We start from the raw sequence: 13,638 nt of genomic DNA, 5'->3' as shown, positions 1-13,638 counted from the left end.
CTGACCGGGCCCACGATGGGGGCACAGGGCGCTTTCGGTCATTGATACTTGCGCCCCAAGTTGCTTGACTGCGGCAAGACCGGGGGAGGCGAATGATGCGATTTTCAGGACTGCGGGTGTTGCGCGAAGGTTTGACCGGCAATCGCGGTTGGACAGCGCAATGGCGCGATCCAGAGCCGCAGGCGGAATATGACGCCATCATCATCGGCGGCGGCGGCCATGGGCTGAGCACGGCCTATTACCTCGCCAAGAACCACGGGATGACCAATATCGCGGTGCTTGAGAAAGGCTACCTCGGCGGGGGCAACGTGGGGCGCAACACGACGATCGTGCGCGGCAATTACTTTCTGCCGGGCAATTCCGAGTTCTACAGCCATTCGCTGAAGCTCTGGGAAGGGCTGGCGGAGGAATTGAACTACAACGTCATGTTCAGCCAGCGCGGGGTGATCACCCTGTTTCACTCCGACGCGCAGCGCGATGCTTCGGCCCGGCGGGGCAATGCGATGATCAATCAGGGCGACGATGCGGAATTGCTCGACCGCGACGGCCTGCGCAAACTGCTGCCCTATCTGGATTACGACAATGGCCGTTTTCCCATCCACGGCGGGCTGCTGCACCGGCGCGGCGGCACCGCGCGGCATGATGCGGTGGCATGGGGCTATGCGCGCGGCGCGGACCGGCGCGGCGTCGATCTGATCCAGCAATGCGAGGTCACCGGCATCGACATCGAGAATGGCAAGGTGCGCGGCGTAGAGACCACGCGCGGGCCGATCCGGGCCAAGAAGGTGGCGATTGTGACAGCGGGGCGCTCGGGCCAAGTCGCCGCGATGGCCGGGATGCGCCTGCCGATTGAGAGCCATGTATTGCAAGCCTTCGTTACCGAGGGGCTGAAGCCGGTGATCGACCATGTGGTGAGCTTCGGCATGGGGCATTTTTATATCAGCCAGTCGGACAAGGGCGGGTTGGTCTTTGGCGGCGATCTGGATTTCTACGCCTCCTACGCGCAGCGCGGCAATCTGCCAATGATGGAACATGTCATGGAGGCGGGCATGACCCTGATGCCGATGATCGGCAAGGCCCGCGTGCTGCGCTCTTGGGGTGGGATCATGGACATGACCCCCGATGGCAGCCCGATCATCGACAAGACTGATACGCAAGGTTTGTTCATCGATTGCGGCTGGTGTTACGGCGGCTTCAAAGCGGTGCCGGCCTCGGGCTTTGCGCTGGCGCATCTGATGGCCACCGGGCAACACCATGAGACGGCGGCGGGCCTTAGGCTCGACCGTTTCCGCTCGGGCGAAGGTCTGATGGATGAAGAGGCCACCGGGTCTCAGCACAACTTGCATTGAGGGAGGGCGACCATGCGGATTGAATGCCCCATCTGCGGCAGCCGGGACCGGCGAGAGTTTTATTATCGCGGCGACGCCATCGCCTTGGCGCGGCCAGCACCCGAGGCCGGGGATGATATCTGGGACGGCTACCTCCACCTGCGCGACAACCCGGCAGGGCAGACGCGCGACCTGTGGCAGCATGAGGGTGGTTGCGGCGCGTGGCTCGTCGTCACCCGTGATACGGTGACCCATGTGGTGCAGGCCGTGGAACTGGCATCGGACGTGAAAAGGGCGATGGCATGAGGATCGCAGGGCGCGGATTGATCGACCGAGACACGCCGGTCAGCTTTACCTTCGACGGGCGGCGCTATGATGGCTTTGCGGGCGATACGGTCGCCTCGGCCATGCTGGCGAACGGGCAGCGGCTGATGGGGCGGTCGTTCAAATATCACCGCCCGCGCGGGGTGCTCAGCGCGGACAGCGAAGAGCCGAACGCGCTGGTGACCACAGGTGTCGGTCCCGCGTCAGAGCCTAACGTTCGCGCCACGATGCAAGAGATTTACGAGGGGCTGGCGGTGCGCAGCCAGAACGCTTGGCCGAGCCTCGATTTTGATCTCATGGCGGTGAACGATTTGGCGTCGCCGTTCCTCGGGGCGGGGTTCTACTACAAGACCTTCATGTGGCCGCGCAAATTCTGGAAGCACGTTTATGAGCCGGTGATCCGCCGTGCCGCGGGGCTCGGGCGGCTGAGCGGTCAGCCCAACGCCGACGCCTATGAGAAAGCCTATGCCTTTTGCGATCTCTTGGTGATCGGTGCAGGACCGGCGGGTCTGATGGCGGCGCTGAGCGCGGCGCGGGCTGGGGCCGATGTGATCCTCGCCGACGAAGACGCGCTGATGGGCGGGCGGCTGAATGCCGAGAACGAAAGCATCGGCGGCCAACCAGGTCACACATGGGCGGCGGGCGTGGTGGCGGAACTCGCGGCGATGGACAATGTGCGGCTGATGCCCCGCACGACGGTCACCGGGGCCTATGACGGCGGCATGTTCGGCGCGCTCGAACGGGTCAACCAACACCGCGCGCGGCGCGGCGAGGGTGCGCCGCTGGAATGTTTCTGGCGCATCGCGGCCAAGCAATCGATCCTTGCGGCAGGCGCGTTGGAGCGCCCGGTGGCATTCGCCAATAACGACCGCCCCGGGATCATGACGGCTGGCGCCGTGCGGGCCTATCTGAACCGCTGGGGCGTCGCGCCGGGCAAGCAGGTCGCGGTTTTCGGCAACAACGACGACGCCCACCGCACGGCCCGCGATCTGGCAGCGGCAGGGGTGCATGTCGCCGCGTTGATTGACAGCCGCGAGGGGGTCAGCATTGAAGGCGCGGATTTCCCGGTGCTGCGCAGTGCCGTAGTCTGCAACGCTTCGGGCCGCAAGGAATTGGAGGCCGTGACCATCCGCACAGCGGGCGGAGAGCATAAGATACAGGCTGACTGTCTGGCCATGTCGGGCGGCTGGAATCCTTCGGTGCATCTGACCTGCCATCTGGGTGGGCGACCCATTTGGGATCCAGCGATCCACTCTTTCGTACCGAGCCCCGGCGCGGTGCCGGGGATGCATGTGGCGGGGGCCTGCAACGGCACCTTCTCGACCCACGGCTGCCTTGCGGCGGGGGTGGCGGCGGCAGGGGACGCGCTAGAGGCTTTGGGCCGCAAGCCAGAGCCCATGGACCTGCCGCAGGCCGATGACGCGCCCTTCCACCTTGCCCCGCTTTGGGCGGTGCCGGGCAAGGGCCGGGCGTGGCTGGATTTTCAGAACGATGTCTGTGTGAAAGACGTGCAGCAGGCGGCGGCAGAGAACTTCCGCTCGGTCGAGCATATGAAGCGCTACACGACCCAAGGCATGGCCCCCGATCAGGGCAAGAACTCCAACGTGGCGGCGCTGGCGGTGTTGGCAGATGCCACCGGGCGCGGCATTGCCGAGACGGGCACGACCACCTTCCGCCCGCCCTATACCCCGGTTGCGATTGCAGCGATGGGCGCGGGCGGGCAGGGCAAGGGCTTTGCGCCCGAGCGGCTGACCACCAGCCATGCGGCCAGCCTTGCCATGAACGCCCCGATGGTGGAGGCGGGGCTGTGGTATCGCCCCAGCTATTTCCCACGCGGGCAGGAACGCAACTGGCGGCAGTCCTGTGACCGGGAGGTCGGTTTTGTGCGCAACACGGTTGGGGTCTGCGATGTCTCGACCCTGGGCAAGATTGACATTCAAGGACCGGACGCGGCCAAGTTTCTCGATCTGGTTTATACGAATAAGTTCAGCACCTTGAAGGTCGGCAAAGTGCGCTATGGTCTGATGCTGCGCGAGGATGGTTTCGTCATGGACGATGGCACCTGCGCGCGGTTGGGCGAGTCGCATTTCCTGATGACCACCACCACGGGTGCAGCAGGCGAAGTGATGCGGCATCTGGAATTCGTCACCCAATGTCTGCACCCTGAGTGGCAGGTGCATCTGACCTCGGTTACCGAACATTGGGCGCAGTTTGCCGTGGCGGGGCCGAAGGCGCGCGACTTGCTGAACGGGCTGCTGGAGCAGCCGATCGACAATGACAGTTTCCCCTTCATGGCCTGTGGTGGCGTACGGCTCGGCGGGGTGGAGGCGCGGCTGTTCCGCATCTCTTTCTCTGGCGAACCTGCCTATGAAATCGCGGTGCCCGCGCGCTATGGCGCGGCGCTGTTTGATCTGCTGGTCGCCCGGGCAGAGGCGCTGGAGGGCGGGGCCTATGGGATGGAGGCGCTCAACGTGTTGCGGCTGGAAAAGGGCCATATCACACACGCGGAGATCGATGGGCGCGCCACGGTGGGCGACATCGGCATGGAGCGGATGGTGTCGGACGCCAAGGATTGCATCGGCAAGACCATGTCCGAACGCCCCGGCCTGCGCGATCCGGAGCGGGGGCAGTTGGTGGGGCTGCGGCCCGTGGGCGCGGTGAAGCAGTTGACGGCGGGGGCGTTTTTGTTTGAGGCCGGGGCCGAGGCGCGCCGCGAGAATGCGCAGGGGCATACGACCTCGGTCGGCTTTTCGCCGGATATCGGCACCTTTATCGGGCTGGGCTTTGTCACGCGTGGCCGTCAGCGGCACGGAGAGGTGATGCGCATGGTCGATCATCTGCGCGAGATTGAGGCGGAGGTGGAGATCTGCGCCCCAGTCTTTGTCGACCCCGAAGGAGGGCGCGCCCGTGGTTGAGTTGAAAGCACAAACGCCCTTTGGCGACCTGCTCCCGTTAAAGATTGGCGGCATGACGGTGGCGGCCTGTGACATGGGTCAGTTGACCGTCCTGGGCGCTTTCGATCGTGCGGGCCTGTCAGAGGCGCTTGAGGCGACCCATGGCCTCGCCTTGCCCGACCCGCTACGCAGCACCGCCAAAGGCGATGCCCGCTGCCTGTGGTTTGGTCGGGATGAAGTGCTGCTCGTCGGTGTTGCGCCGGGCGAGGCGCTGACGAAACATGCGGCCCTCGTCGATGTCTCAGACGGATGGGCGGTGGCGGAATTGCAGGGACCGGGGGCCGAGGATGTGCTGGCGCGATTGGCCCCGGTGGATCTGCGCGACGCGGCGTTCAAACCCGGTCAGACCCTGCGCAGCCAGTTGCGCGACATGCCTGCCTCGATCACCCGCACTGAGACCGGCTTCCTGCTGATGGTCTATCGGTCGATGGCCGCCACTTTGGTGCGGGAGTTGCGCCGCGCTATGGAAGCGGTGGCATCGCGGCGCTAGGTTGTCCGGCGGGGGCCCGAATCCCCGTTTGGCAAACAACGGAGCATAGACATGAACAAAACGATTTTGGCCGCTTTGGCCGCGATGAGCATGGCGGTCTCGGGCCCGGCGCTGGCGGCCTCGAAAAAAGAAGACAGCTGTATGCATCAGGCCGCCGTGGTCGCCGCGGTGCAGCAGGCGCGGCTTGACCGGGTGAAGGAACGCGAAGTGCCCGCCGCCGTGAAGGCCAAGGCGACATGGCCCGAGAGCTTTAACACTGCGATCCCGTTGGTGACCCCTTGGGTTTATGAGATGAAGATGCGCGATGTGAAAAAGAACGATCTTTCCGCTGCATGGAAAGAAATGTGCCTCGCGCAGTAAGCTAACAAACACAATGCCGGGCAGGGGCGCTGCCCGGCGTGGAAGGGCGCTTTGCCGCCCGTGGCTGACCTGCCTCCTCTGGACTCTGATCCGCCCCGCCCGGTATATGAAGTCATGAGCCTGCCCCCTGGATTTTTGGAAGAACTGCGTGACCGCGCCAGCCTGTCTCAGGTGGTGGGGCGTAAGGTCATATGGGACAACCGAAAGTCCAATCAGGGCAAAGGCGACATGTGGGCGCCGTGCCCTTTCCATCAGGAAAAATCCGCCAGCTTTCACGTCGATGACCGCAAAGGCTTCTACTACTGCTTTGGTTGTCACGCGAAAGGGGACGCGATCTCTTTCGTGCGCGAGACCGAGAATGTGAGCTTCATGGAGGCGGTAGAGATTATCGCCCGCGAAGTCGGCATGCCGGTGCCCAAGCAAGACCCGCGCGCGCAGGCTAAGGCTGACAAACGCACGCAACTGGCCGAGGTGATGGAGCAGGCGGTGCAGTGGTTCCGCCTGCAATTGCGCACCGGGGCTGCGGGGGCGGCGCGGGACTATTTGGCCAAGCGCGGGTTGTCGGAACAGGCGCAGGCCCATTGGGAGATTGGCTTTGCGCCGAACAGTTGGCAGGGTCTATGGGATGCGCTCAAATCTAAGGGCGTCGCGGATGAGTTGATCCTTGGGGCGGGGCTGGCGAAACCCTCGTCCAAGGGGGGAAAACCCTATGACACTTTTCGCGGGCGCATTATGTTCCCGATCCGCGATGCGCGGGGGCGGGCGATCGCTTTTGGCGGTCGCGCGATGGACCCCGAGGATAAGGCGAAATACCTCAACTCTCCTGAGACAGAACTCTTCGACAAGGGCCGCAGCCTTTACAATGTGAAAGACGCCCGCGCCGCCGCAGGGCGGGGGCAGGCGTTGATCGTGGCCGAAGGTTATATGGATGTGATCGCCCTGCATGGGGCGGGGTTTGAAGGGGCCGTGGCCCCGCTTGGCACCGCGATTACCGAGAATCAGTTGCAGATGCTGTGGCGGATCGCGCCCGAGCCGATTATTACACTGGATGGCGACGCGGCGGGCCAGCGTGCTGCGCTTCGATTGATCGATCTGGCCCTCCCGCTGTTGGAGGCCGGGCAGAGCTTGCGTTTCGCGGTGATGCCCGAGGGGCAAGACCCCGACGATCTGCTGCGGGCCCAAGGGGCCGGGGCCTTGCAAAAGCTCTTGGACAGCGCCCTGCCCATGGTGCGTCTGCTGTGGCAGCGCGAGACCGAGGGCAAGGTCTTTGACAGCCCCGAACGAAAAGCGGCGCTGGATAAAAGTCTGCGCGAAAAGATTAAACTTATCCGCGATCCGTCGATCCGCAGTCACTATGGGCAAGAGATCAAAGACCTCCGGTGGGACCTGTTCCGCCCGCAAAAACAGCGCCCTGATTTTCGTCCCGTGGGCGGCAGGGGCTCGGGCAAGGGCGGGGGCAAAGGGGGCAAGGGTGCTCCATGGGGCGCGCCGCTGGCACCTTTGGCGAGTACGAAAGCCTCGGCCCTCGTGGCGATGAGCGATGAACAGGTGGGCATGCATCTGCGCGAGGCGGTGATCCTCGTGGCCCTCGTCGACTGCCCGCAATTGGTTGAGACTTTCGAGACCGGGTTGGAGGCGATGCGCTGCGACGATCCCGACCACGCCCGGCTGCGCGATCTGCTGCTGCGCTTTGGCCATGCAGGTCAAGAGACGCTGCGCGATGAGATTTCCTATGCCATCGGCTGGGAGACACTTGAAAACATGAAGGGGCAACGCCACGTTGCCATCACGCCCTGCATTCGCAATCCCGGCAACGTGGACATGACCCGCCTGACTGTGGCCGAGGAACTGGCCAAGCTGGATGCCGCCCGTGGGCTGAACGAAGAGATTGCCGAAGCCGTCGAAGACCTCAGCGGCCCGGCAGACGAGGGGGTAACCTGGCGCCTGAGCGAAGCGGCCCGCGCCGCCGACCTTGCCCGCCGCAGCGCGCAGGAAGAAAGCAACGGGGAATTCGACGTGGGCGACAACGGCATGACCATGGACCGCGATGAACGCAGCGCACTGGATGCGCTCTTGGGAACGATTAAATATGAGAAGTCGAAGGGTCGCGGATGAGGCATCAGCGTGGCCCATTTGCAGGACTTTTTGAAAATGCTGGGCAACGGGTTTAAGAATCACCAATAACCCCGCATGATTCGGAAAACCGAATCGTCTGCGGATGATTCGCGCTGACGCGCTGAAGGAGCATGAGATGGCTGCCAAAGATACGAATGACGACGCAAAGAGCAACGATTCAGAGGCTGGCCACTCGCTCGACATGAGCCAAGCCGCCGTGAAGAAGATGATCGGCGAGGCCCGCGAGAAGGGCTATATCACCTATGATCAGCTCAACACGGTGCTGCCGCCCGATCAGGTAAGCTCAGAACAGATCGAAGACGTGATGTCGATGCTGTCGGAAATGGGCATCAACATCATCGAAGACGAAGAGGCCGAAGAGGAAGAGAACAAAGGCTCGACCGAAGTCACGACCACCGAGTCCAACCGTGATGTGGCGCTGTCCTCTGGCACCTCTGAAAAACTCGACCGCACCGATGACCCGGTCCGCATGTACCTGCGCGAGATGGGCAGCGTTGAGTTGCTTAGCCGTGAGGGCGAGATCGCCATCGCCAAGCGGATCGAGGCCGGCCGCAACACGATGATCGCCGGGCTCTGCGAAAGCCCGCTGACGTTTCAGGCGATTACCATCTGGCGCGACGAACTTCTGTCCGAAGACATTCTGCTGCGCGACGTGATCGATCTTGAGGCGACCTTTGGCACCCAGATGGGCGATGAGGAAGAGACCACACCCGTCGTCGCCCCCACCGCTGGGACCGAAACCAAAAGCGAAGACTCGAAACCCGAGTACGACGCCGACGGCAACCCGATCTCTTCCGACGACGACGACGATGAGGACGAACAGGCCAACATGAGCCTTGCGGCCATGGAAGCGGCGCTGAAACCTCAGGTCCTCGAAGCGCTCGACATCATTGCGGATGACTACGAAAAGCTCAGCGCGATGCAGGACAGCCGCATCTCGGCCACGCTGAACGAAGACGGGTCTTTCACCAAAGATCAGGAGGCAATGTACCAAAAGCTGCGGTCCGAGATCGTGCTGTTGGTGAACGAACTGCACCTGCACAACAACCGTATCGAAGCCCTGATCGACCAGCTTTACGGCATCAACCGTCGCATCATGCAGATCGACAGCGCGATGGTAAAGCTTGCCGACCAAGCGCGCATCAACCGCAAGGAGTTCGTCGACAACTACCGTGGCTACGAGCTTGATCCCAACTGGATGGAGCGGATGGCCGAGAAGTCCGGTCGCGGTTGGCAGATGTTTATCGAACGCTCTAGCGACAAGGTCGAAGAATTGCGCGCTGACATGGCGCAGGTCGGTCAGTATGTCGGTCTTGATATCTCTGAATTCCGCCGCATCGTGCAGCAGGTCCAGAAAGGCGAAAAAGAAGCCCGTCAGGCCAAGAAGGAAATGGTCGAAGCGAACCTGCGCCTCGTCATCTCCATCGCCAAGAAGTACACGAACCGCGGCTTGCAATTCCTTGATCTTATTCAGGAAGGTAACATCGGCCTGATGAAGGCCGTGGATAAGTTCGAGTACCGCCGCGGCTACAAGTTCTCCACCTATGCGACGTGGTGGATCCGTCAGGCGATCACCCGTTCGATCGCGGATCAGGCGCGCACCATCCGTATTCCAGTGCATATGATCGAGACGATCAACAAGCTGGTTCGGACCGGTCGCCAGATGCTGCACGAGATTGGCCGCGAGCCAACGCCAGAGGAACTGGCCGAAAAGCTGCAAATGCCGCTTGAGAAGGTCCGCAAGGTGATGAAGATTGCCAAGGAGCCGATCAGCCTTGAGACGCCCATCGGCGATGAGGAAGACAGCCAACTGGGCGATTTCATTGAGGACAAGAATGCCGTGCTGCCGCTCGACAGCGCCATTCAGGAAAACCTCAAGGAAACCACCACCCGCGTGCTGTCATCGCTCACCCCGCGTGAGGAACGTGTCCTTCGGATGCGTTTCGGGATCGGCATGAACACCGACCACACGCTCGAAGAAGTCGGTCAGCAGTTCTCGGTCACCCGCGAACGTATTCGCCAGATCGAAGCCAAGGCACTGCGCAAGCTCAAACACCCGAGCCGCTCGCGCAAGCTGCGCAGCTTCCTTGATCAATAAAACGATGCGCGGCCCCGGTGGCCGCGCTTCCTTTTGCGGGGTGGGCCTTTGACCTGCCGCGCGCGCCGCTTACATCAGTGGGATATCCCAAGGAGGATCCCATGATGCGCAAAACTCTCCTTACCCTTCTGTGCTTGGTGCTGCCGCTGCAAGCCGCCGCGCAGGCTTATCGGGCCGAGAATTGGTTGGTCGTCGTGCCCCTCACCGCGCGTGATTTTGAGGTGATCGAAGACCACGGTGCAGGCGCGCGTCACGTCTGGTGCGCAGCGGCAGAATTTGCGCAGGATGTTTTGGGCCTGCCGCGCAGTGAGCGGCTTTTCATCAAAACGCCCCGTGGGCCGTCGCTCAGCGGTGTGGGCCGAACCGGCGTTGTTTTCACCACCGATCCCGAGCGGGTGAACGGCGATATCCGGCAGTCCTATTCCGTCACTCTGCGTCGCGCGGGAGAGAACCTGCCCAGCCACCATGCGCGTCAGTTCTGTTCGGACCACCTGATTGAGTTGGAAGATTTCTAGAGCCAAAATCTGACCCAGACCGTTGTCTGCGCGGCACCTCGGGCCTATCCTGCGTGGGATGTTGCGGTGGATCAATCTCATGCGTCTCGTTCTTGCCAGCCTGTTTCTGACCCTCGGCGTCAGCCAAGCCGCTGCCCTTTGCGACGCAGTCAGCACCACGGTTTTGAGCTGTACGACCGGCAGGGGCACCAAGCAGTTGGATGTCTGTATCACCGGGGATCGCGTGACCTACCGCTTTGGCCCTTACGCCGCGCCTGACCTGAGGTTGAGCGCTCCGATCAAGGAGGTCGCGCATCAGCCTTGGCCGGGGATTGGTCGCGCCATTTGGGAGAGCACGACCTTTCGCAACGGCGCGTTTTCCTATGAGGTCTACGGCGCATACGACAAGATTGATCAAACCAGCAATGGCGGTGTGACAGTGACCGAGCAGGGCCGCGAGATCGCAGCACTTACCTGCGACAGCGGTACGGCGGAACTGGGGCTCTTTGCGCTCAGCGATGCGAAACAGGCTGCGGGCCAATGCTGGGATGCCGACGCGCGAAATTGGGGAGCCTGCTAAGATGCAGACTATATTTACCGTCGAAACGCGCGGGCAGGCGCTCTACGAATTCACCGATGATGTGGCCCGATGGCTTGCCGGGCAGGGGGATGGGCTGCTGACGCTCCTTGTGCGGCACACCTCTGCCTCGCTGTTGATCCAAGAGAACGCCGATCCAGACGTGCAGCGCGACCTCTTGGCCTATTTCGCGCGGCTGGTGCCGCCTGCGGATGCGCCGCAAATGGGCTATCTGACGCATCTGTTGGAAGGGGCGGATGACATGCCTGCGCATATCAAAGCCTCGGTTCTGCCCGTCAGCCTCAGCATCCCCGTGGGGCGGGGGCGGATGATGCTGGGGACATGGCAGGGCATCTATCTGTTCGAGCATCGCAATACCCCTCATCACCGCCAAATCGCGGCGCATTTCCGGCCCGACTGACGCCGGACCGGACAGGGCTCAGCCCGTCGGCATCAGATGGATTTCACGCACCGCCGCCCGCGCAGGTGCTTCGAGGGCATGCATGACGGCATTTGCCACGTCCTCGGGTTGCAGCTTGTCGGGTTTGGCCTCATCGAAAAAGGCCGTATCGACCATGCCGGGGGACACCACCATGCAGCGGCCACCCCATTCGGCCATCTCATCCGCCAGATTGCCCGCGAAACCGTGGATGAACCATTTGGTGGCGCTATAAATTGAGCCTTGGATATGGCGCCGACCTGCGGCAGAGCCGGTAACGACATATTGCCCGGTCGTTTTGCGCAGATGCGGCATGGCGGCATGAGCGGTATAGAGCGCGCCCATGATATTGAGGTCCACCATCGCCTTCCAATCCTGCGGATCGCCCTTTTCGGTGCCCGCCGGGCTGGTGCCACGTCCGGCATTGGCGAATGCCGCATCGACCCCGCCAAAGTGATCGGCGAGCTTGTCGAGCGCCTGTTTCTGCGTGTCGTAATCGGTGGCGTCGCCCACGAGCACCAGCGCCTGATCTCCGATCTCATCGGCGAGGGCGTTCAGTTTCTCTTCGCTGCGGGCGAACAGGCCGATGTTCCAGCCCGCCATGGCTGCGGCTCGCGCGGTGGCCGCGCCGATCCCGCTGGAGGCACCGGTGAGGAAAAGTGTCTTGGTCATAGCATGCTCCGTTTATGTCCTTGGCTGACCAACGCGGGGGCATGGCGTTGGGTCCATGACACATTTTTGAACGCAACATCTAGCTGTGGAAATCTTCTCTACCCAAAACCTCGCGGCTCCCCTATAAGTTTTGACAAGAGGGCCGCGCGCCCCACAAGTGAGGCAGGATGAAGAGGGGGACGGCCCATGCGCTGCCCGTTTTGCGGAAATATCGACACCCAAGTGAAAGACAGCCGCCCGGCCGAGGATCACGTCTCGATCCGGCGCAGACGGTTCTGTCCGGCTTGCGGGGGACGCTTTACCACTTATGAACGGGTGCAACTGCGCGATCTTGTGGTGATCAAAACCTCTGGCAAACGCGAAGACTTTGACCGCGACAAGCTGGAACGCTCGATCCGCATCTCCATGCAAAAACGCCCCATTGATCCGGAACGTATCGATCAGATGATTTCCGGCATCGTGCGCCGATTGGAAAGCATGGGCGAGACCGACATTAGTTCCAAACACATCGGCGAGATCGTGATGGAAGCGCTGGCTCGGATCGACACAGTTGCCTATGTGCGTTTCGCCTCAGTTTACAAGAACTTCCAAGCCGCGGATGATTTCGATAAATTCGTTCAAGAACTGCGGCCCGACGCTCTGCCGGAAGAGTGACCGGCGATCGGGTGAGCGACGCGCGGTTCATGGCGCTTGCGCTGTCCTTGGGGCGGCGCGGGCAGGGCAATGTCTGGCCCAACCCGGCGGTCGGCTGTGTCATCGTGCAAGGCGCTCGGATCGTTGGGCGCGGTTGGACCCAGCCCGGCGGGCGCCCCCATGCAGAGCCGCAGGCGCTGGCGCAGGCGGGCGCTGCGGCGCGCGGGGCGACGGTCTATGTCACGCTTGAGCCCTGTTCCCACCACGGTAAGACAGCGCCTTGCGCGCAGGCGCTGATCGACGCAGGCGTGGCCCGCGTGGTGATCGCGACCCAAGATGACGATGCGCGGGTCAACGGGCGCGGCATCGCGATGTTGCGGGATGCCGGGATCGAGGTCTCAGTCGGGCTGCACGAAGACGCGGCCCGCGCGGATAACGCGGGTTTCTTTTGCCGTACCGATCTGGGCCGTCCGATGCTGACGCTGAAGCTGGCCAATTCCTTTGACGGGCGCATCGCTACTGGCACGGGTGAGAGCCAATGGATCACCGACGCCCCGGCGCGGCGGTTGACCCATGCCATGCGCGCGCGGCACGACGCGGTGATGGTCGGGGCAGGCACCGCGCGCAAGGATGACCCCAGCCTCACGGTGCGCGGTCTTGGCGTCGCCCAGCAACCGGCGCGCGTTGTCGTCTCACGCAGGCTCGACCTGCCGCTGATGGGACAATTGGCGCGGACGGCGGCAGAGGTGCCGTTGATCCTCTGCCATGGCACGGATGCCGATCCGGCCTTGGTCAAAGCGTGGTCCGATCTGGGGGCCACGATGCTGCCCTGCGCCGCGCGGGGGGCGCAATTGAACCCCACTGATGTGTTGCGGCAACTGGCGGGCCATGGGCTCACCCGTATCTTCTGCGAGGGCGGCAGCGCCTTGGCCGCCTCGCTCATCGAGGCGGATTTGGTCGACCGGCTGGTGGGCTTCACCGCCGGGTTGGTGATCGGGGCCGAAGGTCTGCCGGGGATCGGAGCGCTCGGTCTTTCGCGACTGGCCGAGGCGCCGCGCTTTGCCCTACAGTCGAGCCAGCAGATCGGACCGGACCTGCTGCACGTTTGGCGTCGGAACGCGGCCGACTAAACG

Annotated in this window: 13 protein-coding genes; 12 read left to right on the top strand and 1 reads right to left on the bottom strand. The window is 62.9% G+C overall.

Annotated features, from left to right (window positions below; all coding sequences use genetic code 11):
* Positions 1-95 precede the first annotated feature (95 nt).
* From T8A63_RS12440 to T8A63_RS12395, 10 genes are all read left to right on the top strand, one after another.
* Positions 96-1,349, top strand: coding sequence for a sarcosine oxidase subunit beta family protein (locus T8A63_RS12440; protein ID WP_322343982.1), 1,254 nt, complete (start codon positions 96-98; stop codon positions 1,347-1,349).
* Between the two features lie 12 nt (positions 1,350-1,361).
* Positions 1,362-1,634: a sarcosine oxidase subunit delta gene (locus tag T8A63_RS12435; RefSeq protein WP_300056101.1), complete on the top strand. Its 273-nt coding sequence runs from the start codon at positions 1,362-1,364 to the stop codon at positions 1,632-1,634.
* Positions 1,631-4,567, top strand: coding sequence for a sarcosine oxidase subunit alpha family protein (locus tag T8A63_RS12430; protein ID WP_322343981.1), 2,937 nt, complete (start codon positions 1,631-1,633; stop codon positions 4,565-4,567). Before T8A63_RS12435 ends, T8A63_RS12430 begins: the two co-directional genes overlap by 4 nt.
* Entirely contained in the window at positions 4,560-5,096 is a 537-nt protein-coding gene (locus tag T8A63_RS12425) for a sarcosine oxidase subunit gamma (protein ID WP_322343980.1), read from the top strand. Before T8A63_RS12430 ends, T8A63_RS12425 begins: the two co-directional genes overlap by 8 nt.
* A gap of 51 nt (positions 5,097-5,147) precedes the next feature.
* Positions 5,148-5,456, top strand: a complete 309-nt coding sequence (locus T8A63_RS12420; protein ID WP_300056095.1) for a hypothetical protein — start codon at positions 5,148-5,150, stop codon at positions 5,454-5,456.
* Positions 5,457-5,570: 114 nt separating this feature from the next.
* Positions 5,571-7,571 carry a DNA primase gene (dnaG, locus tag T8A63_RS12415; protein ID WP_322343979.1) on the top strand — a complete coding sequence of 667 codons (2,001 nt, stop codon included), beginning with the start codon at positions 5,571-5,573 and terminating at the stop codon, positions 7,569-7,571.
* Positions 7,572-7,707: 136 nt separating this feature from the next.
* Entirely contained in the window at positions 7,708-9,690 is a 1,983-nt protein-coding gene (rpoD, locus tag T8A63_RS12410) for an RNA polymerase sigma factor RpoD (protein WP_322343978.1), read from the top strand.
* A 101-nt stretch (positions 9,691-9,791) separates the two neighbouring features.
* Positions 9,792-10,205, top strand: a complete 414-nt coding sequence (locus T8A63_RS12405) for a hypothetical protein (protein ID WP_300056489.1) — start codon at positions 9,792-9,794, stop codon at positions 10,203-10,205.
* A gap of 79 nt (positions 10,206-10,284) precedes the next feature.
* Entirely contained in the window at positions 10,285-10,764 is a 480-nt protein-coding gene (locus T8A63_RS12400) for a hypothetical protein (protein WP_322343977.1), read from the top strand.
* A 1-nt stretch (position 10,765) separates the two neighbouring features.
* The gene (locus T8A63_RS12395) at positions 10,766-11,182 is read left to right on the top strand and encodes a secondary thiamine-phosphate synthase enzyme YjbQ (RefSeq protein WP_322343976.1); all 417 of its coding nucleotides are present in this window, start codon (positions 10,766-10,768) and stop codon (positions 11,180-11,182) included.
* 18 nt (positions 11,183-11,200) lie between these two features.
* Here T8A63_RS12395 and T8A63_RS12390 read toward each other — a convergent pair whose 3' ends face one another.
* A complete protein-coding gene (locus tag T8A63_RS12390) occupies positions 11,201-11,872 on the bottom strand; it encodes an SDR family oxidoreductase (protein ID WP_322343975.1) in 672 nt (223 codons plus the stop codon).
* 186 nt (positions 11,873-12,058) lie between these two features.
* Between T8A63_RS12390 and nrdR the strand changes: the two genes are divergently transcribed.
* Entirely contained in the window at positions 12,059-12,526 is a 468-nt protein-coding gene (gene nrdR, locus T8A63_RS12385; RefSeq protein WP_067264800.1) for a transcriptional regulator NrdR, read from the top strand.
* 29 nt (positions 12,527-12,555) lie between these two features.
* Complete coding sequence (gene ribD / locus T8A63_RS12380) at positions 12,556-13,635, top strand: bifunctional diaminohydroxyphosphoribosylaminopyrimidine deaminase/5-amino-6-(5-phosphoribosylamino)uracil reductase RibD (protein WP_322345721.1); 1,080 nt, start codon at positions 12,556-12,558, stop codon at positions 13,633-13,635.
* The last annotated feature ends 3 nt before the right edge of the window (positions 13,636-13,638 follow it).

The organism is Sulfitobacter sp. OXR-159, assembly GCF_034377145.1.
Classification (GTDB): domain Bacteria; phylum Pseudomonadota; class Alphaproteobacteria; order Rhodobacterales; family Rhodobacteraceae; genus Sulfitobacter.
This window is presented reverse-complemented; position numbering and strand designations above follow the sequence as displayed.

Coding starts and splice junctions, on each gene's coding strand:
- T8A63_RS12430 (WP_322343981.1), top strand. CDS start 1,631: ATGAGGATCGCAGGGCGCGGATTGATCGACCGAGACACGCCGGTCAGC.
- nrdR (WP_067264800.1), top strand. CDS start 12,059: ATGCGCTGCCCGTTTTGCGGAAATATCGACACCCAAGTGAAAGACAGC.
- dnaG (WP_322343979.1), top strand. CDS start 5,571: ATGAGCCTGCCCCCTGGATTTTTGGAAGAACTGCGTGACCGCGCCAGC.
- T8A63_RS12435 (WP_300056101.1), top strand. CDS start 1,362: ATGCGGATTGAATGCCCCATCTGCGGCAGCCGGGACCGGCGAGAGTTT.
- T8A63_RS12395 (WP_322343976.1), top strand. CDS start 10,766: ATGCAGACTATATTTACCGTCGAAACGCGCGGGCAGGCGCTCTACGAA.
- ribD (WP_322345721.1), top strand. CDS start 12,556: ATGGCGCTTGCGCTGTCCTTGGGGCGGCGCGGGCAGGGCAATGTCTGG.
- T8A63_RS12390 (WP_322343975.1), bottom strand. CDS start 11,872: ATGACCAAGACACTTTTCCTCACCGGTGCCTCCAGCGGGATCGGCGCG.
- T8A63_RS12400 (WP_322343977.1), top strand. CDS start 10,285: ATGCGTCTCGTTCTTGCCAGCCTGTTTCTGACCCTCGGCGTCAGCCAA.
- T8A63_RS12420 (WP_300056095.1), top strand. CDS start 5,148: ATGAACAAAACGATTTTGGCCGCTTTGGCCGCGATGAGCATGGCGGTC.
- T8A63_RS12440 (WP_322343982.1), top strand. CDS start 96: ATGCGATTTTCAGGACTGCGGGTGTTGCGCGAAGGTTTGACCGGCAAT.
- rpoD (WP_322343978.1), top strand. CDS start 7,708: ATGGCTGCCAAAGATACGAATGACGACGCAAAGAGCAACGATTCAGAG.
- T8A63_RS12405 (WP_300056489.1), top strand. CDS start 9,792: ATGATGCGCAAAACTCTCCTTACCCTTCTGTGCTTGGTGCTGCCGCTG.